General features: G+C 56.0%; 25 protein-coding genes and 1 pseudogene. 19 read left to right on the forward strand and 7 right to left on the reverse strand.

Annotation, left to right across the window (positions count from 1 at the left end; genetic code table 11):
- Nucleotides 1–162: 162 nt before the first annotated feature.
- The 4 genes from H7A81_RS13915 to H7A81_RS13930 are packed head-to-tail and all read left to right on the forward strand — an operon-like array spanning nucleotide 163 to nucleotide 4,800.
- On the forward strand, nucleotides 163–1,689 hold the full coding sequence (locus H7A81_RS13915; protein WP_182057794.1) for an ABC transporter substrate-binding protein: 1,527 nt from the start codon (nucleotides 163–165) through the stop codon (nucleotides 1,687–1,689).
- Entirely contained in the window at nucleotides 1,689–2,624 is a 936-nt protein-coding gene (locus H7A81_RS13920) for an ABC transporter permease (RefSeq protein WP_182057795.1), read from the forward strand. The genes H7A81_RS13915 and H7A81_RS13920 overlap by 1 nt, the downstream gene beginning before the upstream one ends.
- Nucleotides 2,621–3,403 (forward strand): ABC transporter permease, encoded by a 783-nt coding sequence (locus H7A81_RS13925; RefSeq protein WP_182057796.1) that lies wholly within the window; start codon nucleotides 2,621–2,623, stop codon nucleotides 3,401–3,403. Before H7A81_RS13920 ends, H7A81_RS13925 begins: the two co-directional genes overlap by 4 nt.
- Entirely contained in the window at nucleotides 3,400–4,800 is a 1,401-nt protein-coding gene (locus H7A81_RS13930; protein WP_182057797.1) for an ABC transporter ATP-binding protein, read from the forward strand. The genes H7A81_RS13925 and H7A81_RS13930 overlap by 4 nt, the downstream gene beginning before the upstream one ends.
- Here the strand turns inward: H7A81_RS13930 and H7A81_RS13935 are convergent.
- A complete protein-coding gene (locus H7A81_RS13935; RefSeq protein ID WP_160834529.1) occupies nucleotides 4,797–5,318 on the reverse strand; it encodes a GNAT family N-acetyltransferase in 522 nt (173 codons plus the stop codon). The genes H7A81_RS13930 and H7A81_RS13935 overlap by 4 nt on opposite strands.
- Nucleotides 5,319–5,406: 88 nt before the next feature.
- Nucleotides 5,407–5,955, reverse strand: coding sequence for a helix-turn-helix domain-containing protein (locus H7A81_RS13940; RefSeq protein ID WP_045831923.1), 549 nt, complete (start codon nucleotides 5,953–5,955; stop codon nucleotides 5,407–5,409).
- Between the two features lie 102 nt (nucleotides 5,956–6,057).
- Between H7A81_RS13940 and H7A81_RS13945 the strand changes: the two genes are divergently transcribed.
- The 13 genes from H7A81_RS13945 (at nucleotide 6,058) to H7A81_RS14005 (ending at nucleotide 16,995) form a co-directional block, all read left to right on the forward strand.
- The gene (locus tag H7A81_RS13945) at nucleotides 6,058–6,732 is read left to right on the forward strand and encodes an AzlC family ABC transporter permease (RefSeq protein ID WP_182057798.1); all 675 of its coding nucleotides are present in this window, start codon (nucleotides 6,058–6,060) and stop codon (nucleotides 6,730–6,732) included.
- Nucleotides 6,722–7,042 (forward strand): AzlD domain-containing protein, encoded by a 321-nt coding sequence (locus H7A81_RS13950; RefSeq protein ID WP_034822312.1) that lies wholly within the window; start codon nucleotides 6,722–6,724, stop codon nucleotides 7,040–7,042. Before H7A81_RS13945 ends, H7A81_RS13950 begins: the two co-directional genes overlap by 11 nt.
- 74 nt (nucleotides 7,043–7,116) lie before the next feature.
- The gene (locus H7A81_RS13955) at nucleotides 7,117–7,587 is read left to right on the forward strand and encodes a GNAT family N-acetyltransferase (RefSeq protein WP_166932394.1); all 471 of its coding nucleotides are present in this window, start codon (nucleotides 7,117–7,119) and stop codon (nucleotides 7,585–7,587) included.
- A gap of 34 nt (nucleotides 7,588–7,621) precedes the next feature.
- On the forward strand, nucleotides 7,622–8,590 hold the full coding sequence (gene corA, locus H7A81_RS13960) for a magnesium/cobalt transporter CorA (RefSeq protein ID WP_182057808.1): 969 nt from the start codon (nucleotides 7,622–7,624) through the stop codon (nucleotides 8,588–8,590).
- Between the two features lie 292 nt (nucleotides 8,591–8,882).
- Complete coding sequence (locus H7A81_RS13965) at nucleotides 8,883–10,322, forward strand: amidase (RefSeq protein ID WP_255478970.1); 1,440 nt, start codon at nucleotides 8,883–8,885, stop codon at nucleotides 10,320–10,322.
- A gap of 65 nt (nucleotides 10,323–10,387) precedes the next feature.
- Nucleotides 10,388–11,185, forward strand: coding sequence for a DeoR/GlpR family DNA-binding transcription regulator (locus H7A81_RS13970; RefSeq protein WP_166932396.1), 798 nt, complete (start codon nucleotides 10,388–10,390; stop codon nucleotides 11,183–11,185).
- Nucleotides 11,124–12,407 (forward strand): Zn-dependent hydrolase, encoded by a 1,284-nt coding sequence (locus H7A81_RS13975; RefSeq protein ID WP_182057799.1) that lies wholly within the window; start codon nucleotides 11,124–11,126, stop codon nucleotides 12,405–12,407. Before H7A81_RS13970 ends, H7A81_RS13975 begins: the two co-directional genes overlap by 62 nt.
- Entirely contained in the window at nucleotides 12,401–12,949 is a 549-nt protein-coding gene (locus H7A81_RS13980; RefSeq protein ID WP_182057800.1) for a hypothetical protein, read from the forward strand. The genes H7A81_RS13975 and H7A81_RS13980 overlap by 7 nt, the downstream gene beginning before the upstream one ends.
- The gene (locus H7A81_RS13985) at nucleotides 12,859–13,335 is read left to right on the forward strand and encodes a phosphotransferase (RefSeq protein WP_182057801.1); all 477 of its coding nucleotides are present in this window, start codon (nucleotides 12,859–12,861) and stop codon (nucleotides 13,333–13,335) included. Before H7A81_RS13980 ends, H7A81_RS13985 begins: the two co-directional genes overlap by 91 nt.
- Nucleotides 13,332–14,270, forward strand: a complete 939-nt coding sequence (locus tag H7A81_RS13990) for a choline kinase family protein (protein ID WP_097117620.1) — start codon at nucleotides 13,332–13,334, stop codon at nucleotides 14,268–14,270. Before H7A81_RS13985 ends, H7A81_RS13990 begins: the two co-directional genes overlap by 4 nt.
- Nucleotides 14,271–14,443: 173 nt before the next feature.
- Nucleotides 14,444–14,713: a hypothetical protein gene (locus H7A81_RS13995; RefSeq protein WP_034822302.1), complete on the forward strand. Its 270-nt coding sequence runs from the start codon at nucleotides 14,444–14,446 to the stop codon at nucleotides 14,711–14,713.
- A complete protein-coding gene (locus H7A81_RS14000) occupies nucleotides 14,710–16,236 on the forward strand; it encodes a sodium:solute symporter (RefSeq protein WP_034822301.1) in 1,527 nt (508 codons plus the stop codon). Before H7A81_RS13995 ends, H7A81_RS14000 begins: the two co-directional genes overlap by 4 nt.
- Nucleotides 16,237–16,299: 63 nt before the next feature.
- A complete protein-coding gene (locus tag H7A81_RS14005; RefSeq protein ID WP_182057802.1) occupies nucleotides 16,300–16,995 on the forward strand; it encodes a DJ-1/PfpI family protein in 696 nt (231 codons plus the stop codon).
- Here H7A81_RS14005 and H7A81_RS14010 read toward each other — a convergent pair.
- From H7A81_RS14010 to H7A81_RS14025, 4 genes are read right to left on the reverse strand one after another with little or no spacing between them, the layout of a single operon-like run.
- Nucleotides 16,985–18,568, reverse strand: coding sequence for a cyclic peptide export ABC transporter (locus H7A81_RS14010; RefSeq protein ID WP_182057803.1), 1,584 nt, complete (start codon nucleotides 18,566–18,568; stop codon nucleotides 16,985–16,987). The genes H7A81_RS14005 and H7A81_RS14010 overlap by 11 nt on opposite strands.
- Nucleotides 18,569–18,576: 8 nt before the next feature.
- The gene (gene fhuB / locus H7A81_RS14015; RefSeq protein WP_182057804.1) at nucleotides 18,577–20,556 is read right to left on the reverse strand and encodes a Fe(3+)-hydroxamate ABC transporter permease FhuB; all 1,980 of its coding nucleotides are present in this window, start codon (nucleotides 20,554–20,556) and stop codon (nucleotides 18,577–18,579) included.
- Complete coding sequence (locus H7A81_RS14020; protein WP_182057805.1) at nucleotides 20,553–21,425, reverse strand: ABC transporter substrate-binding protein; 873 nt, start codon at nucleotides 21,423–21,425, stop codon at nucleotides 20,553–20,555. Before H7A81_RS14020 ends, fhuB begins: the two co-directional genes overlap by 4 nt.
- On the reverse strand, nucleotides 21,419–23,548 hold the full coding sequence (locus tag H7A81_RS14025; protein WP_182057806.1) for a TonB-dependent siderophore receptor: 2,130 nt from the start codon (nucleotides 23,546–23,548) through the stop codon (nucleotides 21,419–21,421). The genes H7A81_RS14020 and H7A81_RS14025 overlap by 7 nt, the downstream gene beginning before the upstream one ends.
- Nucleotides 23,549–23,707: 159 nt before the next feature.
- Between H7A81_RS14025 and H7A81_RS14030 the strand changes: the two genes are divergently transcribed.
- A complete protein-coding gene (locus H7A81_RS14030) occupies nucleotides 23,708–24,490 on the forward strand; it encodes a helix-turn-helix transcriptional regulator (RefSeq protein WP_230599014.1) in 783 nt (260 codons plus the stop codon).
- A gap of 21 nt (nucleotides 24,491–24,511) precedes the next feature.
- On the opposite strand, the gene H7A81_RS14035 is transcribed toward H7A81_RS14030, so the two are convergent.
- A complete protein-coding gene (locus tag H7A81_RS14035) occupies nucleotides 24,512–25,243 on the reverse strand; it encodes an SDR family oxidoreductase (protein ID WP_182057807.1) in 732 nt (243 codons plus the stop codon).
- A gap of 160 nt (nucleotides 25,244–25,403) precedes the next feature.
- On the opposite strand from H7A81_RS14035, the pseudogene H7A81_RS27675 reads away from it, so the two are divergent.
- Nucleotides 25,404–25,703, forward strand: a pseudogene (locus H7A81_RS27675) (AraC family transcriptional regulator); the annotation flags it as partial.

Consider the following 25,703-nt stretch of genomic DNA (forward strand, 5'->3'; position numbering starts at 1 on the left):
GTTTCAGCATAACCCAGTCATGCCCGAGCATGCAGTGTCAATTTGTCATAAACACCCGCGCAAACCGTTTATCCCCGCGGGCGATCTGTGTTTAAATGTGTATTGTTATGTTATAACGTAATTTCTTTGGGATTTTTGTAGCGGTATTTTTCGGAAACCATAATGAAATCAATGAAAAAATTGCTGATCGCCACGGCGCTCGGCCTGGCTTCGTGCGCCTCATTCGCGGCGCAGCATCAGGAAAACACGGTGCGCATTGCCGCTCCGTTTGAAATTAAAGGTGCCGATCCGGCGCTTTCCGGTGACATCCTTCTGCGCATGGATGTGGTGGAAACGCTGGTGGAAGTGAACCAACGCGGTGAACCGATCCCGGCTTTGGCGAAGAGTTGGCAGGTCTCGGAAGACGGTTTGCGCTGGCAATTACAGCTGCGCGATAACGTGCATTTCCATGATGGTTCGCCACTGGATGCGGCAGCGGTAGTGAAATCACTCAATACTGCGCGGAGTAAAGCGGGATTACTGGATAAAACACCGATCACTGAGATCAGCGGAGAAGGGCAGGTGGTGACCATCACGCTGCGCGAGCCTTTCACACCTCTGCTTTCCGTCCTGGCGGAAAGTCGCTCGCAAATTCTGGCGATATCCAGCTGGGATGCACAGGGCAACATCACGCGCATCATCGGTTCCGGGCCGTTTATGCTGACCGCCTTTCAACCGCCACAGTCGTTAGCGGTGAAACGTTTTGAAGGGTACTGGGGAGAAAAACCGCACATTACCACAGCCAGCTATCTCTCTTCTGGCCGGGCAGAGACCCGCGCGCTATTAGCAGAAAGCGGTGATGCGGATTATGTGTTCAATCTTGATGCCGCCAGCCGTCAGCGTCTGGCACGCAAACCTGCGCTGCAACTCCCCGCCATTCCCGTGCCGCGCACGCTTATGCTGAAGCTCAATCTGGGCGATCCGCTGTTAGCGGAACAGCCGGTGCGCGAAGCGATCAGCATGGCCATTGATCGTAATGCGTTAGCGATGGCGGTGTTGCGCTATCCGGGTGCTGCCAGCCAGTTGTTCCCGCCGAACATGGGCGAGTGGCACAATGCGGCGCTGCCTCCACTCTCCTATCAGCCCGATTCGGCGGTCACGCTGTTGCAGAAAGCCGGCTGGCAACCGGGATCAGATGGTGTGCTGGCCCGCAACGGCCAGCGATTCAGCCTGACGCTGCTGACCTTCCCGGATCGCCCTGAACTGCCGTTGATGGCGATGGTTATCCAGCAGCAACTGCGCAAAATCGGTATTGAAGTGAAGATCAACTCAACCAATGCCAGCGAAATTCCTGCCCAGCACCACAGCGGGAAACTGCAACTGGCGCTGTTCTCACGCAACTTTGCACTCACGCCCGATCCAACCGGCACCTTATTGCAGGATTATGCCGAGAAAGGTGGCGACTGGGGGGCGATGAACTGGCATCCGACAGGATTCAGTGGCGCACTGCATACCCTGACGCAATCCACCGATGCCTCCGCGCGTGCCAAAGCTCGAACACTCATCACTTCGGCACTGCAACAGGATCTCCCGGTGATTCCAATCGCCTGGTATCAACAATCAGCAGCGATCAACAGTCAGTTGCAAAACGTCGCGCTCGATCCGTTTGAGCGTCACTTTGGCCTGCGCCAACTGCGTTGGGAGCCGTGATGATCAGACAACTAAGCTGGCGGCTGATGCAGGCTTTTTTTGTGGTGCTCTCAGTGGGTTTACTCACCTGGTTTCTGGTTCGGTCGCTGCCGGGCGATATGGCGTGGCGCATTGCCAGCGGTCGTTACGGCTATGATCGGGTTGATGCGGATGCCGTCGCGCGCGTGCAGCAGGAGTTAAGTGGCGCAGCCGATCAAGGCAGCGCCTTACTGCACTGGCTATTCGATCTGCTGCAATTCAACTTTGGTCGCTCGCTGGTTTCCGGCGAACCGGTGATGGATGAACTGCGTTGGCAACTGAGTCAGACGCTGGCGTTAGCCGGTGTTTCATTACTACTGGCAATCATTATCACGCTGCCGTTGGGTATCTGGGCCGGTTGCCATGCCAATGGCAAACTGGATCGGCTGCTGTTTTGGCTGACATCGATGCTTAAGTCTGTGCCGCATTTTGCACTGGGTATGCTGCTGATCGTGCTGTTCGCGCTGCAACTCGACTGGCTGCCGAGTGCGGGACACGGTGAGCTGCGTCATTTCCTGTTACCCGCTTTGACGCTGGCCTTGTCGCTAAGCGCGGTGGGCGTGCGTGTGGTGCGCGAAGCCACCTGGCAGGTAGTGAACGCGGGTTATTACCAATGGGGGGAGCAAAAAGGTCTGGCGACCGTCACTTTGCTGCGTCGTCATGGTTTACGCAATCTGGGAACGCCGGTACTCACCTGGTTCGGCATGCAGTTTGTCTGGCTGGTGGAAGGCGTGGTGGTGGTAGAAACCTTGTTTGCCTGGCCCGGCATTGGTCATGCGTTGGTTCACGCTATCTTCGCCCGCGATGTACCGGTGATTCAGGCCAGTGCCATGGCGCTCGGCCTGCTGTTTGTCCTGCTGAATATGCTGGTAGATGCAGGTTGTCATCTGCTTGATCCGCGAGGGACGCGCCCATGAAATTAACTTCACGTCATGTCGGTTTACTGCTGCTGGCTCTGCTACTGAGCTACGCCTTTTTACTGCCTCTGTTTCATCATGGTGATCCTCTGCAACAAGAACTGCTCAACATGTTGCAGCCGCCCAGCCAGGCCAATCTGTTAGGTTTCGATCATCTGGGACGTGACATGCTGCCGCGCCTGAGTGCGGCGCTGCGCCTGTCACTGGGTCTGGCTGCACTGTGTGTGATCAGTGCGATGTTGGTCGGTGTGCTGGCTGGCGTACTCAGCGCGCATTATGGTGGAGTGCTCGACCGTGTGGTCAGCATGCTGGGGGATATGTGCCTCGCGCTGCCCGGCTTGCTGCTGGTGCTGTTACTGGCGGCGATTGCCCCGGACTCACCGGAGATGCTGTGGTTAGGCATTTCGTTGGTGCTGTGGGTGGAATTCTTCCGTGTGACACGCGCCACCTTACGTCCGATTGTGCATTCGCCGGGTATGCAGGCGTCGAAACTGCTGGGTTTTAACGCGATCTACCGCTTTCACCGTCACCTTTGGCCGGCACTCGCACCTGTTTTGCTTACCGTTGCACTGTTCTCGTTTAGCAGCGCCATCATGGCCGTGTCGGCACTGGGATTTATCAGCGTCGGTGTCCGTCCACCGACACCGGAATTGGGCTTGATGATGACCGAACTGCTGCCCTTTGCCTGGGAAGCGCCCTGGTTGCTGCTACAGCCTGTGGTCGCACTGTTTTTATTGCTGATTAGCCTTAACCTGATGATGAAAAAGGAGCATGCATGAAAGGATTACAGGCCATCGGCATAACCATCGCAACAGCAGAAGCCACGCTGGTGGAGCCGGTTGATTTCCACCTGCAACCTGGCCAACCGCTCACTTTATTGGGTGAGACTGGCTCCGGAAAAAGCCTGTTGGCGCAGGCGGTAATGGGAATTTTGCCGGAGACACTTCAGGCCAGCGGAACCCTGATCATCAACGGTCAACGCTATCAGTTACCGCAGGATCGTGATGCGTTACGCAGCTTGTGGGGAAGGACTATGGCCTCGCTGCCACAAGAACCCTGGCTGGCGCTCGATCCCACCATGGCGGTTCAGCAGCAGGTCGCGGAAGGCTATCGCTATATTCGAGGGCATTCCGCGCCGCGAAGCGTGGCGGCTGCGCAGGATGACCTTGCACAACTGGGCTTACAGGCAGCGGCACAAAAATTCCCGTGGCAACTGTCCGGTGGCATGGCGCAGCGTGCGGCATTTGCGGCGGCGCGCGCGGGCGGTGCGGAGATTTTGATAGCAGATGAACCGACTAAGGGTTTAGATGTGTCCCGACGCGATGACGTTGCTGCTTTGCTGAGCCGTGAAGTGGCTGAAGGTGGGACTTTAATGACCATCACGCACGATATTGCGCTGGCGCGTCAGTTGGGCGGAGACGTTATCGTCATGCATAAGGGCAAAGTGATCGAGCAAGGCGCAGCGCAGCTAGTGTTACACACCCCGCAGCAGGGTTATACGCGCGAATTGCTGGCCGCCGATCCCGTTGCCTGGCCGCAACGGCATACCACGGTGATCCGCAGCAAACCCGTGGTGAGTGCGCAAGGGTTAAAACTGCAGCGCGGCGGAAATACGTTGGGCGTGCCAGAAAACTTCGTCCTGCATGCTGGGGAAATTGTCGGCTTACATGGCGCCAGCGGCAGTGGAAAAAGCAGCTTTGGCGACGTATTGCTGGGGTTACTCACACCGCAACAGGGCAGCATCACACGTCATGTTGCGGCGAGTGCGTTGAAGTATCAGAAGATCTATCAGGAACCCTCGGCATTGTTCCCCCCCACGCGCACACTGTCACAAAGCCTGGAGGAGGTGCTGCGCCGTCATCGCATAGAACGGTATAAACGCGACACGTTAATGGAGCAATTAGCGTTAGAGTCTTCATTGCTCACGCGCTGCCCGGATTCCCTCTCGGGCGGCGAGTTACAGCGCTTTTCTCTATTACGCGTCATGCTGCTTGAGCCGGTGTTCCTGTTCGCCGATGAGCCGACATCGCGGCTCGATCCGCTGGTTCAGCAGCAAACTCTGCAGCTGATAACGCAGATGGCGCGTCAGCAGCAGTGCGGCGTGCTGCTGGTGAACCACGATCGCGATTTGCTGGAGAAGGGGACAGATCGCGTGATTGCGATGCAGGCAGCTTAACGTTCTGGCGGCTGGCTATCACCGACACCCAGTGAGCGCTGCATCACGACGGTGTCGAGCCAGCGGCCATGTTTGAATCCCACCGATTTCATCACACCGGTGTGCTCGAAGCCGAGCGCCCGGTGTAATCCCAGCGATCCCTGATTGGCGCTATCTCCCACGATGGCGATGATCTGGCGAAAGCCTGCTGCTTCTGCCAGCGCAATCGCTTTTTGCAATAACGCCCGCCCGACGCCACGTCCGGTTTGTTCATGATCGAGATAAATCGAATCTTCCAGCGTGAAGCGATAGGCATAGCGCGGTCGATAAGGTGCCAGATAACAATAACCCAATACCTGTTCATCCTCTTGCGCCACCAGCCAGAAGCCACCGCGCTGCTGCACATCTTTGACGCGGTTGAGCATTTCGCTTTCGCTGGGCGGTTCGGTTTCGAAGGTGGCGGTGCCGTGGAGGACGTGCCACGCATAGATTTTCTGAATGGCAGCGGCGTGATGGGGTCGGGCGGGAATAATATCCATATGTTCCTGATAATCGGCTAGCGAAAAACACAGGATGCCACTGTGTCACGCGCCAATCATCGGGTTTGAACATAGGAAATTATTATGACTAATTTTGCTCCGACAGCTGCACCGCCATGGTATTCGCTTCCAGCGCTTCGAAGATGTGCGGTTCGTCGGCGGGGTAGCAGATGTAGTCACCTGGATGAAGTTCGACCGGGGCATCGGTAGGCCCAACAAGTGCGCGACCCTGCGCAATAATGATGTGTTCTACGGAACCGGGCGGATGCGGATGAGAGGCGCGCGGTGCGCCCGGCTGGCTGGTGATCAGATATAAATCACGACGACCGCCCGGCGGACAGCTGGCCAGTAGCGCGGCCTGGTAATCCGCGAGTTCAGCCGACACCATCATGCCCTCACCACGACGGATCACCTGCAAACGCTTCACTTCCGGCTCCATCAGGCGGGCGAACGGAATATTGAGCGCCACGCACAGTGACCATAACGTCTCAATGCTGGGATTGCCATTGCCCGCTTCCAGTTGTGAAAGCGTGGATTTCGCAATGCCAGCGCGGCGGGCGACTTCGGTTAACGAGAGCCCGGCACGCTGGCGTTCGCGCACTAATCCAGCAGAGATAAGATCGATCGGTGGTGTCACAATTACTCCTGTTCTTTATATCGAACGCTTTGTTCATCTTGTAAAACAATTCGGGTGCGTTCATTATAACGGCTTTCCTGTTCGATATGAGATCAAATTGTGATGCGTCTGGGTGCAGTTCCGCTTGATCGCGGCGTATTAAAAGCGATTTTCCTGGTTTGTCTGGCCGACGGTATTGTCGGGCTCTCTTACGGTTCGCTAGCGGCAGCGGATGGTTTTCCACTGTGGGTGCCCATCGCGCTGTCGACGATGGTGCTGGCAGGCGCTTCCGAGTTTCTGTTCATCGGTATTGTGGCCGCTGGTGGCAGCCCATTAACGGCAGCGGCGGCAGGTTTGCTGGTCAACGCGCGCCATTTACCGTTTGGTATTGCGGTGAAAGATCTGGTCGGGCAGGGGGGACGCAGTTTGCTGGGTTGCCATATCATGAACGACGAAAGCGTGGTGTTTGGCATTTCGCAAAAGACGCTTTCCCAGCGACGCGCCGCATATTGGGTATGTGGTTTGGGCATTTTTGCTATCTGGCCACTCAGCGTGGTATGCGGCGCATTTATCGGGCGCTTCATTCCCGATGTCTCGGCGGTTGGCCTCGATGCGGTCTTCCCTGCCATCTTGATCGCGCTGATATTTCCCGCTTTGCGTCAACGTCGCACGCGGATTCCGGCCACGCTCGGTACGGCATTGTCAGTACTCGCCACGCCGTTTGTTCCGGCGGGAATGCCGGTATTGTTTTCATTGTTAGGCTTATTAAGCTGGCGGGAGCGCAAAAATGCACAATAACCTCGTGATTGCCGGGATCGCGCTGCTGGCCGTCGGCACTTATGTGATGCGCTTCGCGGGTTACCGACTGGGAAGCCGTATGCCGATGTCGGAATCGGTGCGCAATATGCTCTCGGATGCTGCTACGGTGCTATTGCTGGCGGTTGCCGTCACCACTGCACTATTTGAAGGCAGTCACTTCGCAGGTGTCGCGCGGATAGCGGGCGTGTTGTTTGCTGTGTTTCTCGCCTGGCGCCGTACGCCGTTGATTTTAGTGATTGTTGGCGCGGCCGTGATGACGGCATTGCTGCGTTATTTTGGGGTGCCTTAAACTAAAAAGAACAAACTTGCGGCAAGGGTTTTGCTAATGTGGGATTTCCGTATTCATCGCATAGAGAAGAATCCATGACACCGCGCTTAGCGCTTCCACATGAAGCCGCCAACTTGTGGCGTATTCGCAATCTCGCGATTCGCTATGGCTGCCAGTCAGTTTATCCGCCTGAAGTGATTGCCGCATGGACGCCTGACGCGTTGCCGTCAGGTTATTTTGAGGCGATTAAGGGCAATCCTTTCTACGTGATCGACGATCCTGAACTGGGCGCTGCCGCTACGGGTTTTCTCGATCTCAAAAGCGGCAGCGTAGAAGCGATATTTACCCTGCCAGCGTGCAACGGCAAAGGCTATGCCAGTGCCATTATGATCGCGATTATCGCGGAGGCGCGCCAGCGCGGTTTCCGGCAGCTGACCCTCGCCGCAACACCCAATGCCAGCGGCTTCTATCTGCGCCACGGCTTTAGCACGGTGCGTGAAGCTTTGTATCCTTCCGCTCTGGCCAAAGCCGATCTCCCCTGCATCGAAATGATACTGACACTATGATTGAGTAAGTGAAAACAACATGGATAGCACCAAAATGGTGATTAACTGTGTGGCTTATCGCCACGGCAAACGTGAAGAGCATGTCGATGTCGCCGACATCAGCGAAGTACTCAAAGACGAGAGTGCGTTTATCTGGCTGGGTTTGAATCAGCCTGAACCAGCTTTTATGCAGACGTTGCAGGAAGAGTTTGGCCTGCATGAGTTAGCGATTGAGGATGCGCTGGTTGCCCATCAGCGCCCGAAGATTGAGCAATATGGTGAGTCGGTATTTATCGTGGTGAAAACGGCACATCTCGACGATCATCAGCGCATCAGCTTCGGTGAAACCCACTTTTTCCTCGGTAAAAACTTCCTGATCACCGTCCGCCATGGTTCATCGGAAGGCTATGCGGCGATTCGCGCCAGGGCAGAAAAAAACCACACCATGTTGTGTCAGGGACCGGGTTACGCGTTTTACTGCATCCTCGATTTTATCGTTGACCACTACAGCAAAATCACCGAATCACTCAGTGAACGTATCGGTACGCTGGAAGAGGGCATGTTTACCACCCGCTTTGACAGCAAAACGCTGGAGGATGTCTATCATCTGCGGCGCGAACTGCTGGCGCTGCGCAATGCCGCGATGCCGGTGACTGAAATTTGCGCCCAGCTGGCGCGTTTTCACGAAGACATTATTCCGAAGAACCTGCGTGCCTATCTGCGTGACGTTCAGGATCATGCTCATCACGTGATGATCGATGCCGAGGATATGCGTGAAATGCTCACCAGCGCGATGCAGGTCAATCTGGCGCTGGTGTCGGTTCAGCAGAGCGAAGTGAATAAAAAGTTGGCGGGCTGGGGTGCGGTGCTGATCGTCCCGACCATTGTCTTCAGTATGTACGGCATGAACTTCTCTGATATGCCCGAACTGAAAACCCACTTTGGTTATCCCGCGGTACTGGTGGTGACGCTGGCGATCTGTGGTGTGATGTGGTCACGACTGAAAAAAGCAGGCTGGTTGTAATCTTTTTATCAGATGACTTTATTATCACTGTGCTGATGATAGCGGCGCAGTGAATTAATATCTCCATCCACACATTTCCCTGAACGATTTAACTGCAACTGAGTGATTGAGCGGCCTGTCGCGCAAAACCTTCATCCAATTGCCACGGTTTTGTCATTTCGCTGTTTCTTTCATCATCATCTTTTCCTATAACAATGCCAGATTAAATACAACATATCCCACATTAACCACATAACCCGGTCTTGCTTCATTCGCCAACTGTTGCCACTATCGCTGCATAGTGATGCCAGAAATGCAGGGTGTAACCATGGCGGTGGACCAGAATTTATTTAACTCGATGCCTGATGTTATTGGCGCGGCGCAGCAGATTCGTCGCGGTGATATCAGCAGTGAAAAGCTGGTGGGGAATTGCCTTCAGCAAATAAAATCCCACAATCCCACATTGAATGCCTTTGGTGATGTTTACGATGAGCAGGCGATGGAAGAGGCTAAAAGCTGCGATCGCGAACGTCAGTCGGGCAAGAGTCGGGGTCCATTGCACGGTGTGCCATTCGGCGTCAAAGATCTGTTCTCAACGGCTGGGTTGCGCACCACCAAAGGTTCACTCACCTCACTGGATAACGTACCAGAAGATGACGCGCCGATTATTGAGCGACTGAAGGCGGCGGGAGCGATCATTGTCGGCAAAACCGCGACCACCGAGTTTGGCTGGACCGGATCAAGCTATTCACGGGTATTTGGTCATGGGCGCAATCCGTGGGATCCGGCGTTAACCAGCGGCGGTTCCAGTTCGGGATCGGCAATCAGCGTGGCGGCGCGCATGGTGCCCGCCGCGCTGGGCTCCGACGGTGGCGGATCGGTGCGTATCCCCGGTGCTTTTTGTGGCATTTTCGCCCTTAAAGCCTCGCTGGGACGCATCCCGACCTGGCCGTGGTCTGCCACTGAAATGCTCAGTCATGCCGGGCCGATGACGCGCACGGTTCGTGATAGCGCACTGCTGTTTGATCTGCTTTCTGGACCGGATGCGCGCGACCATCAGGCGCTACCAGCCAAAAATGAATCCTGGCTGGCACGCTGCGACCAGCCATTGCCCGCGCTGCGTGTGCATTACAGTCCCACGCTGTTTAACACACCGGTCGACGAGCAGATTGCGCGTTGCGTCGAACAGGCGGTGGAGCAGATTGCCCATACGTTACCGGTGACGCTCACGGCACGCCCGCTGGATTGGTCATCACCGTTTGAGACATTTGACACTTTATGGAGCGGCGGGCGCGGTGTGGCTTATGGTGCCGCACTGCAGCAGCAGCTCGACCAGCTCGATCCGGGCTTTGCCGCGCTGATTGAACGCGCGCAGCGCCTGAATCTGGCCGACTACCTGGCGGCGCAAAAACAACGAGCGGCGTTTGCCGGACAGGTGCACGCCTTGTTTGACAGCGTGGATTTACTGATCACGCCAACGCTGCCGGTACTGCCTTTCGCGGCCGATCGCCATGTGCCGGAAAACCAGTCGCCGGGCGACAGCGGAGTGGAGTGGGCGCGCTGGACACCTTTCACCTGGCCATTCAATTTGAGCGGTAATCCGGCGGCGACGATTCCCTGTGGTTTTACCGCGCAAGGTTTACCGGTGGGTTTGCAGGTGATCGGCCGACGTTATGCAGAAGGCGACGTATTGCAGTTTTGCGCGGCGCTCGAAGCCCTGATGCCGTGGGATCAACATCAACCTTCTCTGTAAGGCGCGGCCTTGAGACCGCCCGAAAGGTATACTGCGGTTTTGGCCTCTAAAAACAGAAGGTAAGCATGATTAATCAGCCACGACTGGATGAGATCAAACGGATTTTACACCACGACAAACGGGTGCGCGTCACGGAACTGGCGCAGAAATTCGTGGTGTCAGAAGAGACGATTCGCCGCGATCTTAAATATCTGGAAGAGCAAAGCGTATTACGGCGCGTACACGGCGGTGCCATTTTACCGGTGCCCAGCGAAGAGCAGCCGTTACAGATACGCAGCCGTATCAAGCCGCGTGCTAAAGCGCGTATTGGTCAGCTGGCAAGCGAATTAGTGGAAGAGGGGATGGCGCTGTTTCTGGATACCGGCACTTCAACGCTGGCACTGGCGCAGCAGCTGATCCGCTTCTCGCGTTTGAAGGTTATCACGAACTCAATGGATATCGCCGCGCTGCTCACGCAGCAAAGCGATAACGCTGTCACGCTAACACCAGGGCGCGTTCGGCGAAATGATAACGCACTCATTGGCCCCCATACGCTGGAGTTCGCGCGTCAATTCCACTACGACATTGCCTTTATGGGCATTGGTGCAGTGGATCGGGACAACGGTTTTATGGATTACGAAGAGCCTGAGGCGTTATTAAGGCGCGTGCTGAGCACGCACTGTCGCCAGAGTGTGATTCTGGCAGATGAAGGCAAATTTGGACTGCGAACCTTTGTGAACACGCTGCCGTTTAGCGCGGTTGACACTTTAGTGACCAATGCGCGACCCGCGGCAGCTTTTGTAGCGAGTCTGGAGAGTGCCCATGTCAACATCCTCCATCCCGGCAATGCCGCGGATGACACCGCAAGATTATCAGGCGTTTGATGCGCTGTTCGCCCTCAGCAGCAGCATTGGTGCGACACCCGCAGGCGGCTTACATCGCCTGACGGCATCCGCTGCGGATAAGCAAATGCGCGATGCCTTTTGTACCTGGCTGACGCAACAGGGTTTTCACGTTCACGTGGATGAAATTGGCAACATCTTTGGCTTGATGACGCTTTGCGAAGGCGCGCCGTGGGTGCTGTGCGGTTCGCATCTGGACAGCCAACCGCTGGGTGGGCGTTTCGACGGTGCCTACGGCGTCACCGGCGCTGCAGTGACCATGGCAACATTGGCTCGCCAGCTGCGCGACCATTCGCAAACCGCGCAACGTAATCTGGCGGTGGTGAACTGGACCAATGAAGAGGGGGCGCGCTTTCAACCCAGCCTGACCGGCAGTTCAGTGTTCACAGGCGCACTCTCGCTGGAGCAGGCTCTGGCGTGTTGTGATGGCGAAGGTATCTCGTTGCATACAGCTTTGCAAAATATTGGTTATCGCGGAACGGCGTTACCCGATCTGACGGTGGCGGCCTACTGCGAACTGCACGTTGAGCAAGGTCCACATCTTGAATTGCAGCAGAAACAGATAGGTGTAGTGACGGAAACCTGGGCGGCACTGAAATGGCAGGTGACGTTTCGCGGAGAGCAAAACCATACCGGCCCGGCATTGATGGATCGCCGGCGGGATGCGCTGCTGGCAGCCGCGCACACCATTGTGGCGGTGCGTGCAGAGGCTGAACGCTATGGCGAAGCGCTGCATACCTCGGTGGGCCGTCTGGAAACCGTGCCTAATTCGCCGAACGTAGTGACTTCTGAAGCCACGTTATTTATTGAGTTTCGTTCTGCTGATGAAGCGCTATTGCGCCAGTTGCGCGACAGCTTTAGCCAGCAGATGCAATCGATTGCGCAGAACACGGCCACCGATGTCAGTCTCGACCGTGCACAGTATCGTCCACGGCAGCAGTTACATGCGGCACTGAGTGATCTGGCCTTAGCGCAGGCGGAAAAATTGGGGTTGAAAGCGATGCCGATGCGTTCAGTGGCAGGTCACGATGCGATAAGCATGAGCTATCACTGCCCGAGTGCATTGCTGTTCGTGCCCAGCGTGGACGGCCTTTCGCACAATGAACGTGAATTCACCGCCACCGCCGATTTGCATCGCGGTCTCGACATGTTGATGGCGCTGCTTACAGAGCTCTGTATGAAAGGGGGGGACGCCCTATGTTGATGCGTTTACAGCAAGCGCTGGCGAGTTGGCAACCCGCGCAATCCTTTGATATTCAGCCAGGCACGGCAGGTGTGGCGTCACCGCATCGTTTAGCGACGGAATGGGCCGGATTTCGCCTGCAGTCAGCGGGGCAAGGCTATTATGCCAAGGTGCTGTTCGATGATCAGAAAGCGTTGATTGATTTCCAGCGCAGCGCCGAAATTAGCCGCCAGGCGGGCGAGTTGGGCATCGCCCCGTCGCTATGCCACGCCGATCCGCACAATGGCGTTCTGATCTTCGCGGCGCTGGATGACAGCTTCCGCTGGGCGCGACTGGATGCGTTACGCGATCCGCATCACTTTGCCAGCCTGACGCGTACGCTGGATAAATTACATCACTCAGGATTGCCGCTGCCCTTACACAGCCGCCAGCGGATATGTTGCGACTACGTCTTCAGCTGGAAACACTGGGTGTGCAACAGCCAGAAGAGCTGCGGTGGATGGGGGAATGTGTCGATTTGGCGTGGGAAGCACTCAACGCCGCGTCCTATACACCCGTTTTGATCCACGGCGATAACATCGCCAGCAACTGGATGGTCAACCCTCAGGGTGAATGGCGCTTGCTGGACTTTGACTATGCCGCGCGCGGGGATGCCTGGCACGATATCGCGACGCTTATCCACGAACAACTGCCTACCGACGATCGCTGGCGTGATGCGATTCGTGCGTGGCGCGGTGACTGCAGCGAGGCTGATGTAGCGCGTTGTCGCTTATATGCGCTGGTGGATGATTATCACTGGACGCTGTGGGGTATGCTGAACGGTGTCACCAGCATGCGCGGCCTGGAGTTTGCCAAGCTCGGCCAGTGGATGCTGTTGCGCTGCCGTCAGAGCCTGAGCGATCCCCGTTTTGAACGTTGGTTAAACCTGACTGCGGAGCAGGCAAAATGAGCAAATCTCTGGGTGAAGCGCAAAGCTGGCAGGAACAGCGGGTGGAACAAGCTATTACGGCGATGCCGGAATGGCAGGGCAGGGCGGTGCAGTATCGTCCGGTAAGCGGCGGTATTTCCAACGCCAACTGGCATGTCGCAGTAGAAGGCGCGCCTTGTGCTTATTTCGTCAAAATTCCCGGCGAAGGCACCGAGCGCTTTATTAATCGTGACACCGCACATGAAGCGAGCCTGAAAGCAGCGCAAACCGGCTATGGCGTGCCGGTGGTGGCCTATCTGCGCGATCTTGGCGTGGAAGTGTTTGAGTTCATTGATGGCTGGCGCGCCTCGTCAAACCTCGATTTCCAGCAATCCGCGATTCGTCATCGTGCGTTGCAGGGCTTGAAAAGTTTCAACGATCAGCCGTTGCTCAGGCAGAACAAAACCGTATTCGACATGCTTAATGAGCATATTGAGCAGGTCAGTGCACTCAATGTCGCGCTCTCTGCTGATGCTGCCTGGTTGCACAAACAGGCACAGCGCGCGCAGCAGGCGTTAGAAGCGGCGGGATTAGATTTGGTGCCGTGCATGAATGACACACTGGCAGGAAACTTCATGCTTAACGCGCAAAACGATATTCGCCTGGTCGATTTTGAATATGCATCAAATAACGATCGCTGTTATGAACTGGCGCTGTGGTTTGGCGAAATGTTTTTCACACCGAAAATAGAACAGGAATTGCTGGAGGACTATTTCGGTAAAGTGGATGCAGCATTATTCGCTCGCGTGCAAATTCATAAATATCTGGCGGATATGAAGTGGTCAACCTGGGCCATTATTCAACATCATGTGGCCGATATTGATTTTGATTTTTCAAAATATGGTGCCTGGAAGCATTTACGGGCACGCAGCGTGTTAAATCATCCCGACTGGGAAAACTGGCTACGCGCGGTGTAAGCGGAACGCGCCGTGATTAAGTCCTTGTAAGATCGTCTGTAACATTATCCGTCCGTCGTATTTTCGGACAGCGCTCTTTGCTGTCTGATGTTGAGGTTACACCAAAGGGGAAATGCTGATATTCAGCAGGTAAAGGAGTGCGCACACCGTCAATTAATATTGAGGAGGTTATTATGAGTTCGATGGTCATGGCGCAGCAATTACGCGCCCGCATAAGTATTAAAAATAAAATCTTCGCCCTATACCTGTTGGCATTATTACTGCTGGCACTTTGCCCGCCGCTTTATTTAAGCGTCAGCGGAAGTAGTGCGTTATTACTGGGGATACCTCTGCCGATCGTTTATTGGCTCGCGATTGCGGTATTCCTGGGTGTGGGATTATGGGTTATGTATCTGGCGGAATGCGCGTTTGGCGAAATTCCGGATGATGAGGAAGTCGCATGAAAATCACTGCAGCAGAACCCCATTATTTAATTACCTTTGGCATGATTGGCCTGTTTCTGGCGATCATGATTGCCGTGCTGTATGCCACCAACCGTAAAAGCACCTCCTTTTCTGATTACGCCGTCGGTGGTCGGTCTTATGGGCCGTGGTATATCGCCATGAGCTATACCAACTCGTGGTGGCCGGGAGCGACTTTTACCGCTTTCTTCTCACTGTCGGTGAGCGGAGTGATCGGCTTCTATGGCGCGGTCTACTCAACGCTCGGCGTGACGGCCATGTATCTGATGGCGCGCCGCGCGTGGAAATGGGGCCAGCACTTCAATCTGACGACACAACCTGATCTGCTCGGCATGCGTTTCAACAGCCCGGCGGTGAAGCGAGTGGCGTCGATTATCGGCATCATCTGCGTCTTCCCGTGGGTGGTGATGGGTATACAGGCACTGGCGCTGTTGGTGGAATTTGCCAGTTTTGGTCGCTGGGGCGTCACCACCTGCCTGATCGCTGGCGTGTTGTTGATTCTGGTGCGTCAGTACTGGACCGTCAGCATGGGCATGCGTGGGTTGATCATGACGGATATGTATCAAGGCATCATCGCCTATGGGTTGGGTGCGCTGGTGTGCGTGGTGCTGTTGTTTGGTGGCGATCATGGCTTCGGCCAACTGGCGACGTTACCACCTGCAATGTTGCAGATTCCGGGCGCGGAGGGTTCGCACTATGGTCCCTGGTATATGTTCAGCCTGATTTTCACCGGCGTGATTGGGTCAATGTGCTGGCCGATGAGCTTCCAGCGTATTTATACCGCCAGTGGCATCCGTGCTGTTAAGAAGGGCACGCTGTTAACCATTTTGCTGGTGGGCGGTTTTTACGCCATCCTGATGCTGTTCGCCACGGCGGTCAGTCAGGATCCTAACGTGCAGGCCAATCCACAAAATGGCTTCTTCACGGCGCTGTTTGATCAGGGCGGTCCGTGGTTGCTGGCACTGGCGCTGGTGATTGTTCTTGCTGCCAGTATTGGTCACGTTGATGGATGCGTGCAGGTATGTGGTACGCAGTTTGCCAACGATCTGGCGACCTGGAATAAACCGCGTAGCGATCGTCAACTGACGGTGCTGGCGAAGTCGGGCATGGTGGTATTTATTGTCGCTGCCGCGCTGTTGGCGTACTTCACCTTCAACTATTCCCGTTTGCAGCTGCTGGCGCAGATCTCCTATCAGGGGATCATTCAGTTAGCGGTGCCGTTGTTCTTTGGCATCTTTAGTCGCTTTGGTAACAAACAGGGTGCGCTACTGGGCATGATGACCGGGATTATTATCGCTATCGTGCTCACCGTGTTCTTCCCGGATGACATCCCGGCGCTTGGCTCGCTGACCAGCGGCATCGTTGGCCTGGCGGGTAACGTGGCGGTGTTTGTGGTGTGTGGTTTGCTGATCCCGGTTGACGACAAAGAGAAAGCCCGTGTCGAAGCTTTGTTCGCGCTGGCTGATGGCGTGAAAGCACCGGTGGCAAAACCGCTGATGAATTAACCCGTTGCAATCCTTTTCGTATCAAGGCCATGATAACGCTCTGACCCCTTATCGGAGCCTATCATGGCCGCCTCTTCGCCGTTCAATATTGGTCTGCTGCTGTTCCCGCATCTCACTCAACTCGATCTCACTGGCCCGTGGGAAGTCTTTGCTCGCATGCCCGGCGTGAGTAACTTTCTTATCTGGAAAGACCGACAACCGGTGATGTCCGACCGAGGTTTAGCCATCGTACCGACGACAACGTTTTCTGAGTGTCCGCCCCTCGATCTAATCTGCATTCCTGGCGGTCCGGGACAAATTGCGCTGATGGAGGATGAAGAGACGCTGGATTTTGTGCGGCAAAAGGCCGAACAAGCCCAATGGGTGACATCTGTATGTACCGGTTCACTGGTGCTGGGGGCCGCCGGTTTGTTGCAGGGATATCGTGCCACTTCGCATTGGGGGTCATTGGATCAGCTCAGCCTGCTGGGTGCCACGCCGGTAGCCGAACGTGTGGTGCGCGATGGTAATCGGATTACCGGCGCGGGTGTGACGTCAGGTATCGACTTTGCACTGACTGTGGCAGAAGAACTGTTTGGCCGCGACGTGGCGGAAAACATTCAGCTGCAGATGGAATACGATCCCGCGCCACCGTTTCATGCAGGTTCACCACGCAGCGCCTCGCCGGAACGACTGGCGCAGGCGCAAAATCAAATGCATGACTTTATTGCTCGCCGCCGCGAGGCCACAGAAGCTGCCGCCGCCAGGATTAAGCGCTAACTAACTGGCCCAGCTCCAGCTTCAAACAGCGATCGGCGAGGTGGAAATAGCGATCGTCATGGGTGATCACCAGAACGGTTTTCCCCCGTGCTTTCAGCGCGGGGAGCAGTTGGTGGTAAAACACCTCGCGAAACGCCGGATCCTGATCGGCTGCCCATTCATCAAACAGATAGAACGGGCGGTCTTCCAGCCAGGCCACCAGCAGCGCCAGGCGCTTACGCTGTCCGGTGGAGAGCGCCAGCGTCGAGAAAGTGCCCTCCACTAGCGTCACTTTTCGGGTTAATTGCAGGGCTTCCAGCAGGGCGTGCGCTTCGTCATTCCAGTGTGTGCTGTCGATGCCTTGCAAATCCTCAAACAGATGAAAATCATTAAACACGGCAGAAAACAGCTGACGATAACCGGCGCGGTTGCTCTCATTGATGACTTCACCGTCCAGCAGCAGTTGGCCACTATCCGCCTGATATAAGCCGGTAAGCAGTCGAGCCAGCGTGGTTTTACCGCTACCGTTGCCGCCCGTCAGATACACCAACTCACCGGGACGAAACTGCAATGAGAGTGGGCCGAGCTGAAATGCCTCATGCTGATAGGTGATGTCGCGCAGTGCCAGCTGATGGAAACTGAGCGGCGGTGCACCAAAGGTTGTTTGCTCAGGTGGCAGCTGCTGCTGCATGGCTTGAATGCGTTTGAGTGCAACCTGCGTGAGTGTCAGGCCGGGCAGGGCGGCGAGCGCAGTCTCAATCGGCACGATCATATAAAGAAACACCATCGCGAAACCAGACATCACCGCGCCGTGCAGATCCAGCATGTTGGCGAGTAAAAACATCACCACGCCGATAAAGGCAAAAAAGAAGACGCTGGCCCAAATGTTGGCCAGAGCATACAGCACGTAACCGCGCGTACGTTCCACGCGCACCTGCTCGATGGTATTGAAAAGTTTGTTATGCAGAAACGCCTGTTTGCGCGGGGCGTGTAAGCGCAGTTCTTTCGCACCGCTGAACAGCGCGCTCACTTCACCAGTGAGCGTCTCTTCACGCTGACGTGACTGGCGCATCAGTTTTAAGGCGCGCCGATGCACTCCACTGTAGCCGAGTGAGCCTATTAACACTGTGATAAGCGCAATCATCATCACGGTCAGCGACAGATAACCGAGATAGCCCATGCAGCCGATGATCACCGCCAGCGACATGACGAAACCCGGCAAGGCAATAAAGAACACCACCACCTGGTCGAGGTCCTGCGTCAAAACGCTGAGGGCACGCGGCATGCCGTGCTGTTCAAGATCGGCATAACCGGCATCCGCTACCTGCTGGACCAGCTTGCGGCGCAACTCGGCTTTGCAGCGCTGGCCCATTGCCATAAACAGGGACTGACTCAGGGTGCGCGTGCCCAGCATCAGCAGCGCCAGCAGGGCAAACTGCCAGGCCAGTTGCCAGCGCTGCGCCTCCGTGGCGCTCAATCCCTGATTGATGAGTGCCAGCAGCGCCGCGTTGCTCAAACCACCGATCACGCTGCAGGCCAGCGCGACAAAAAACAGCACACCGGTGGTGCGCAGTAACATCAAATAAATCGACACCTCATCTCCTATGAGTTTGTGCTATCTAACGGCCGCCACAGCAGCAATGCCAGCCATGGTCCGCCCATCAGGGTTGCCATCAGGCCCGCAGGAATTTGCCGTGGATACAGCAGGTTGCTGCCGGCCCAATCAGCCAGCATCATTAAAATGGCGGCGATCACGGCGGCAAACAGCATCTGTTCCATGGGTTTACGCGCGCCCAGCTGGCGGGCCAGTTGCGGGCCAAGTAAGCCGATAAATGACAGCGGCCCAACAATTAAGGTGGCAACACCGGTCATCGCGGCAGCCAGCAGCATCAGCAAAAGCCGGGATTGAGTCACGTTCAGCCCAAGCGAGGAGGGAATTCCCTGCAGTGGCAAAAGCAACATCACTCGCCGCAGCAGGGGAGTGAGTGCCAGCAGTAACAGGGCCAGGGTGAAAGCTATCACGGCGATGGGTGTGCTGACGTAATAGGTGGATCCGGTCATCAACTGGCGCAGCATCGCGGCGGCCATACCGTTGTTGCTGATAACAATGGCGGCAACGGACTGGAACAGTGCAGTAATGGCCAGCCCGCTCAGCAACATGCGTTGTGGATTGAGGGCATAGTGGCGCGCCTGCCACAACGTTATCCCCAGTGTGATCATCGCACCTGCCGCACTACTGGCAATCATCACCGGCATCGCTGCCATCGGCCAAAGTAACACTTGCACAGTAATACCCAGAGAAGCGCCGGCACCGATGCCGAGCAGCTCCGGACTGGCCATCGGATTGCGGCTAATGCGTTGCAAAATCACCCCTGCAGCTGCCAGCAGCACGCCGGCGGCTATGGCGGCCAGCAAGCGCGGCAGGCGAAACGGCAACATTCTCTGGATCTCAGCGAGGGAATTCCAGCGCCAGCCATTTACCCCATGAGCAAAGGCAAGCGCGACAATCAGCATCACAATAAACAGGGCCAGCACTGGCAAGCGTGTAAAGCGTCGCGCCGGGAAGGGAGCAGGTTGAGGCTCGTTCACATCGGGCTGAAAAAGATGGCGCAGGCGCGGCAAAAACCACAGTAACAGCGGTGCGCCTGCCAGCGCAGTCATCATCCCGGTGGGGATCAGCAAGCCATCAATGCCATTGAGGCGACTGACCCACTGATCGGTCAGCCACAGCAAACCGGCGGCCAGCAGCGGTGACCAGAGAAGCTTCTGGCGCAGGTTTTTTGCGCCCGCCAGTGCCGCCAGGTGTGGCGCAGCAAGCGCGATAAAACCGATGACGCCCACCACACTGATCACCAGGCTGCTTATCAGCAACGCGGAACTTATCGCAACCCCTCGCATCCATCCAGCAGGCAAACCGATTGAGTGAGCAACCCGTTCATCCAGCGCCAGCAGGCGTAAAGGACGCATAATCAGCAGCACGGGAATGGCAGCGATCAGTACGCGCGGCAATAGCCATCCCAATGCGTGTGCATTCTCTTGCGCGAGAGAGCCGCCACCCCAGATAAACACGGCGGACAGCGAACGATCGTAAATGATCGACAACAGCAGATTGGCGGCACCGCAATACAGGTTCACCAGCATACCCGCGAGCGTTAACGCCAGCGGGGTAAACCCCTGACGTACACTAAGCAGAAAGACCAGCGCAAAGGCGACGATCGCTCCACTGAGCGCAATCCATTCTCGCCCCAGCAGCAGCCATGCAGGTGCCATCAAGGTGGTGAGGGAAAGCGCTAAGGTTGCGCCGGAAGCAATGCCCAGCGTCATCGGTTCGGCTAACGGATTGCGCAGCGCCTGCTGCATTACCACGCCGGTAAAGCCCAACGCCAGACCACATAAAATCGCCATACCCTGACGAGGTAACCACATCAGCGTGAAGACCTGTTGTGCCAGCGTGGGCATTGCGGTTTGGTGCAGCGCTTGCCAGGCATCGTGCCACGGCAATTGGTGCGCCAGCTGCTCAAGACATAGCATCAGCGCAACTGCAAACAGTAAAAGCGTCAGCGAGGCGGGATGGCGATTCATGGATTTGCCTCGTTTAACGCCTTGACCAGCGCTTCGGCGAAACGCACGGCGGTGAGCACGCCTCCTTCCGTTGAAAGTCCATCCGGTAACTCCAGCAACCGATGCCCATCCGATCGCGCCAGGGTATGCCACAACGGAGATTGCAATACGGGGTTGAGATCAATTTCCGGCCAGGAAGGCAGCAGCGCCAGCCAGCCGGGCGGCAACTGCGTGAGTTGCTCCAGTTCCAGCGTGGCATAGCCCTGAGCGCCCACCGCAAACGGCGTGTGGTGGGGCAGGTCAAGTAAACCCAGCACGTCAGAAAACAGACTGCCCCCGCCCAAAGCCAGCACATGCAGGGTATCCAGTGGATGCAGTAAATAGATGGGTTTGTCTTTGAAGCGAACGGCTTGCTGTCGCGCACTCTCGAGGCGTTGCAGTATGCCTGCCATGACTTGGTCAGCGCGTGTGCGGAGACCGGCCAGCTGTGCCAGCGCATGCAGATTCTGCTGCGCCTGTTGCCACGGATGGGGGCCACTTGTCGAAAAGTAGGATAACGGGGCAATGCGGGATAGTTGTGCTTCAGCCATACGGTGTGCTGGCGTGACTAGCAATGTGTCAGGCCGCAATTCAAACAAGGTTTCGTAATTGGGTTGAAATAACAAACCCACGTCGGCGACCTGCTCGGGAAGCGGAGGCTGGCTAAACAGGCGGCGATACCAGTCGGGGGCGGCAACGCCAACCGGCGTGATGCCCAACAGCAGAGCCATTTCGGTGATCCCCCAATCGAGGATCACCCAGCGCGGCGTCGTTTTTGCCTGCAGCGGAAACGAAAAAAGGGCCGCGCCTGCCAGCGCGCCCTTAATCAGTGTTCGACGTCGGATTACCACTGATAACTCACCGTGGCGATCAGTTGACGGCGTAAGCCAAAGTGACAACCAAGATCGTTACAGTTGCTGAGGTACTGTTTATCGGTCAGGTTTTGCAGATTCAGACCAAGCTGCCAATCCTGCCAGCGATAGCGCATCATCGCGTCGTAGATCATCGCAGCCGGCACTTTCAGGCTGTTGTCGCTGGTGGCATAGCTGGTGCCCACGTATCGACCGCCGCCGCCAATCGTCAGGCCATCCAATACACCCGGCAGAGCATATTCGGTCCAGAGCGCAGCAGTCTGGCGGGCAATCGATACCGGTTGCTTACCTTGCGTATCATCATTGGCTGACAACACTTTCGGGTTGGTCAGTGCATAAGAGGCATTCACCAGCCAGCGAGATGTGATATTGGCTTTCGCTTCCAGTTCTAATCCCTGTGAACGGATTTCGCCGGTCTGTACTGAGTAGTTGGCGTGATCCGGATCGGCGGTCAACACGTTGGTTTGGCGCAGGTCATACAGGGCCGCACTGAACAGCGCATTAAAGCCGTTTGGCTGATACTTAATCCCGACTTCCGACTGTTTGCCTTTGGTCGGTTTAAACGGATCGCCGCCAAAGGAGGTACCCGCCTGCGGCTGGAACGACGTACCGTAGCTGATATAAGGCGCAATGCCGTTATCAAAGTGATACAGCAAACCTGCGCGGCCGGTGGTGGCGTAATCATTCAGCTCAGTGCGCGTGCCACTGACCCAGTTCTGGCTTCGCGTTTGCGCTTTGTCATAACGGCCACCCAGATTTAGCACCCAGTTGTTCCACTTCATGCTGTCCTGCAAATAGATACCTTGCTGGGTCATGAAAGATCGACTGTGATAATCGATCGATGGCGATTCTACTGGCGTGCTGTAGTCCGGATTGAGATAGCTGATATCTGACGCGCTGCCGTAACCGCTGTTCTGCCGCAAATCGTCATGCACAAAATCGACACCCAACGTCAGCGCGTGATTGATGGCGCCGGTATCGAGATTGCCTTGCAGGTTGGTGTCCACATCAAAGGCGTTAAATGACTCGATCACCCGCATACTGTCGCGACTCACCGTGGCTGACCCATCGGTGATGGTCGCGGTGGGGTAGACCATCTGATAATCGCTGCTGGTATGCAGATAGCGCAGGTTTTGATGCACGCTCCAGACGTCATCAAACTTGTGCATAAAGTCGTAGCCGATGCTGGCCTGCTCACGACGGTAATAGTCGAAGCCGGGCTGACCGCCGTAGAATTTGTCAGAGAAATTGCCCTGCGCCAGCTTGACCAGGCTTCCTTCAAGCGGCAGCTGGTTGTAGAAACCGGTGTAAGGGTCTTTGCGGAACTGACTGAGTAACGTCAGGCGCGTGTCGTCATTCGGCTGCCAGGTCAACGCGGGCGCGATATCGTAATGCTTGTATTTGGTGTAATCGACTTGCGTGTCATTACGCGACCAGGTCCCGGTGATGCGGCCCAGCCAGTGTTCATCGTTATCCAGTGCGCCAGAGAGATCGAGTCCCGTTTCGAACAGATTATGACTGCCGGTGCTGACAAAAATCTGGTGAATGGGCTCCGCGGTCGGGCGCTTACTCATCAGATTAATCACGCCGCCGGGACTCGCCTGGCCGAATGTCACTGAACTCGGGCCTTTGACCACCTCAACGCGATCCAGCAGGAAAGTGTCGTAATTCGGACGTGACCAGTAAGTCACTGTTGGCAGGCGCAGGCCATCCAGGTATTCATCGGCGGCAAAACCACGGATATAGATGTCGTCAAAACGGTAATCTGCACCGCCGCCTTCGGCACCAATTCCTGCGTTGTAACGCAGTGCTTGTGGCACATTCAATGCCGCCTGCGAAGCCATTTGTGCCTGGGTGATCACCGAGATGCTTTGTGGCGTTTCGATAATCGGCCGCGTGCTTTTTGTGACAGAATCTGCTTTCTTCGCCACCTGATTCCAGCTGTCGGCATCTGCGCTATCGCTATCGACACTGTTGGCTGTCACGGTGAGTGTGGCGTTCGAATTGTTATTATTATCAGCAGCCCAACCTGATGTGCTGCTGATTAGCATCAGCAGCAATACGCTCAGTGGCTTGCGCTTAAAGGTGCAATGACCCGGCATTTATTTTCCCCGATATGTTCCAATGGCCCCAAATAGTGATACAAATGATAATCATTACTATCTTATTTGATAGCGTCCTGCTGGCGGGTTTGCACCTTCTCAATTGCAAATAACGCAGAGCAGACATCAATCGGCAATTTAACGGGATTGGGTGAAAGGGTGTTGCAGAAACCACTTGCGGCGGAAATGACGCCAGCACTGCCATTACTCGCCACGCGCGAAATGCATTATCAGGCTGGTCGTGAAGAGCGCTGGCACGCGCATGAAGTGGCGCAACTGGTGCTCTGTTTGCAGGGTGTGATGCGCGTGCAGACGCAAACCGCTTCCTGGACATTGACACCCGGTCGTGCGCTTTGGCTGCCGGGCAGTGTACCGCACGCGTTGACCGCGCTGAGCGATATCCGCAGTGCCAGTTTGTATCTCGATCCCAAACTGGCGCGGGCGTTTTGGCCGCAGGCGCGTAGCATGTTGATCTCGCCGCTATTACAGGTGTTGATGCAAACGCTGGTGGAGATCGAGTTGCAACCGCAGCCCGACCTCGCGCGTGTAGATCTGATTTCACCGCTGTTACTGGATGAGATCCGCCGTGCCTCGGATGGTCCGGTGTGTAATCTGCCGTTGCCCAGCGACCGCCGTTTACTCAACATTTGCCAGCAGCTACTAGCGACCCCGGCCAGCGGCGATACGCTGGAAGAGTGGGGCCAGCGCGTGGGTGCCAGTTCCCGCACGCTGGCCCGCCTGTTCCGCGAGCAAACCGGTATCACCTTTACCCAATGGCGCCAGCAGTTACGTCTCTCAGAGGCACTGGTGCAATTGGCGCAAGGGCAGACGGTTTTGCGCACCGCCAACCAACTTGGCTACCAAAGCCCCAGCGCCTTTATCTCGATGTTCCGCCGTTTGATGGGTGAAACACCACAGCGATTTCTGCGAATTTCAGCCTGAAATCGCCAGGGATATTTTCCCTCAATGCCCACTGGCAGTAGGGCGCACGGTGATTTCGTTAACGTCGACTTCGCCAGGCTGATCGATGGCCCAGCTTACCGCCCTGGCGATAGCATCAGGCTTGAGTGCAATCTGTCGATAGCTTTTCATCGCCTCGCGCGCCACGCTATCGCTGATGCTGTCTGCCAGTTCAGATTCCACCACGCCGGGGTTGATTACCGTGACGCGCAGCTCACGCGATTCCTGGCGCAAACCATCGGAAATGGCGCGAACTGCATATTTGGTGGCGCAGTAAACGGCGGCGGTGGGGGAAACCGTCAATGCACCCACGGATGCGATATTAATTATGTGCCCCATGCGCTGTGCCTGCATGGTGGGCAGCACCGCAGCGATCCCGTACAACACGCCGCGAACATTGACGTCCAGCATTAAATCCCACTCTTCAACTTTCATTGAACTCATCGGCGAGAGTGGCATAACGCCAGCGTTGTTGATCATCACATCAATGCGTCCGTATTTTTCCAGTGCGAAATCCGCCAGCTTTTGCGTATCACTGCGCTGGGTGACATCTGTTTCGAGATAATCCACGCTGGCACCTTCACGGTGTAATTCATCGCACAAGCTTGCCAGGCGATCGGTACGGCGTGCGCCCAGCACCAGTTTGTGCCCCTGATGGGCCAGATGACGGGCAATGCCTTCACCAATTCCGCTACTGGCACCGGTTAACAGAATAACTTTTTCGCTGAAGTTCATGACGAGTTCCTCGTGTAATTGACGAGGCTATTGTTGAAAAAGTCAGCCGGGCGTAACAGACCGGATTGTGGCGAATGTTTGCCTGATTCTCTCGCCGCCATTGTGCATCACTGAATGAAATGGCTATGCTTTGCCTGAACCTCTCTCTGGAACGCTATCTATGTCTAACACGGTAAAACAGCAAACCTGCCACCTGTTACGTCAGCTGGCGCGCCAGGAAGGCTATACCGAATCCTTGCTGGAGAGTGTGCGCTTTATGCGTGCGGACCAACAGTGGGCGCGCACGCCGGTGCTGTACGAGCCCAGCATCATCATTATTGGAACAGAAGAACGTCGAGTAGGGAAAGAGCGTACTGTTCAGTCTAGATCTCTGTACTTGTTGTACTATCAAAAACAAAATGTCTACACATCGCAACGCACGTTGCGATTAACTATAGAAAACACCTATACAACTATCACA

It is taken from the genome of Pantoea sp. ME81 (assembly GCF_903970985.1).
In the GTDB taxonomy this organism is placed as follows: domain Bacteria; phylum Pseudomonadota; class Gammaproteobacteria; order Enterobacterales; family Enterobacteriaceae; genus Pantoea; species Pantoea communis.

Bases quoted from the DNA above. Each gene is read 5' to 3' on its own strand.
- H7A81_RS14000 (WP_034822301.1), top strand. From the start codon at position 14,710: ATGAAAATCACTGCAGCAGAACCCCATTATTTAATTACCTTTGGCATG.
- H7A81_RS13935 (WP_160834529.1), bottom strand. From the start codon at position 5,318: ATGGATATTATTCCCGCCCGACCCCATCACGCCGCTGCCATTCAGAAA.
- H7A81_RS13975 (WP_182057799.1), top strand. From the start codon at position 11,124: ATGTCAACATCCTCCATCCCGGCAATGCCGCGGATGACACCGCAAGAT.
- H7A81_RS14035 (WP_182057807.1), bottom strand. From the start codon at position 25,243: ATGAACTTCAGCGAAAAAGTTATTCTGTTAACCGGTGCCAGTAGCGGA.
- H7A81_RS14025 (WP_182057806.1), bottom strand. From the start codon at position 23,548: ATGCCGGGTCATTGCACCTTTAAGCGCAAGCCACTGAGCGTATTGCTG.
- corA (WP_182057808.1), top strand. From the start codon at position 7,622: ATGGTGATTAACTGTGTGGCTTATCGCCACGGCAAACGTGAAGAGCAT.
- H7A81_RS13970 (WP_166932396.1), top strand. From the start codon at position 10,388: ATGATTAATCAGCCACGACTGGATGAGATCAAACGGATTTTACACCAC.
- H7A81_RS14005 (WP_182057802.1), top strand. From the start codon at position 16,300: ATGGCCGCCTCTTCGCCGTTCAATATTGGTCTGCTGCTGTTCCCGCAT.
- H7A81_RS13995 (WP_034822302.1), top strand. From the start codon at position 14,444: ATGAGTTCGATGGTCATGGCGCAGCAATTACGCGCCCGCATAAGTATT.
- H7A81_RS13965 (WP_255478970.1), top strand. From the start codon at position 8,883: ATGCAGGGTGTAACCATGGCGGTGGACCAGAATTTATTTAACTCGATG.
- H7A81_RS13980 (WP_182057800.1), top strand. From the start codon at position 12,401: ATGTTGATGCGTTTACAGCAAGCGCTGGCGAGTTGGCAACCCGCGCAA.
- H7A81_RS13915 (WP_182057794.1), top strand. From the start codon at position 163: ATGAAATCAATGAAAAAATTGCTGATCGCCACGGCGCTCGGCCTGGCT.
- H7A81_RS13945 (WP_182057798.1), top strand. From the start codon at position 6,058: ATGCGTCTGGGTGCAGTTCCGCTTGATCGCGGCGTATTAAAAGCGATT.
- H7A81_RS13950 (WP_034822312.1), top strand. From the start codon at position 6,722: ATGCACAATAACCTCGTGATTGCCGGGATCGCGCTGCTGGCCGTCGGC.
- H7A81_RS13955 (WP_166932394.1), top strand. From the start codon at position 7,117: ATGACACCGCGCTTAGCGCTTCCACATGAAGCCGCCAACTTGTGGCGT.
- H7A81_RS13990 (WP_097117620.1), top strand. From the start codon at position 13,332: ATGAGCAAATCTCTGGGTGAAGCGCAAAGCTGGCAGGAACAGCGGGTG.
- H7A81_RS13930 (WP_182057797.1), top strand. From the start codon at position 3,400: ATGAAAGGATTACAGGCCATCGGCATAACCATCGCAACAGCAGAAGCC.
- H7A81_RS13920 (WP_182057795.1), top strand. From the start codon at position 1,689: ATGATCAGACAACTAAGCTGGCGGCTGATGCAGGCTTTTTTTGTGGTG.
- fhuB (WP_182057804.1), bottom strand. From the start codon at position 20,556: ATGAATCGCCATCCCGCCTCGCTGACGCTTTTACTGTTTGCAGTTGCG.
- H7A81_RS13925 (WP_182057796.1), top strand. From the start codon at position 2,621: ATGAAATTAACTTCACGTCATGTCGGTTTACTGCTGCTGGCTCTGCTA.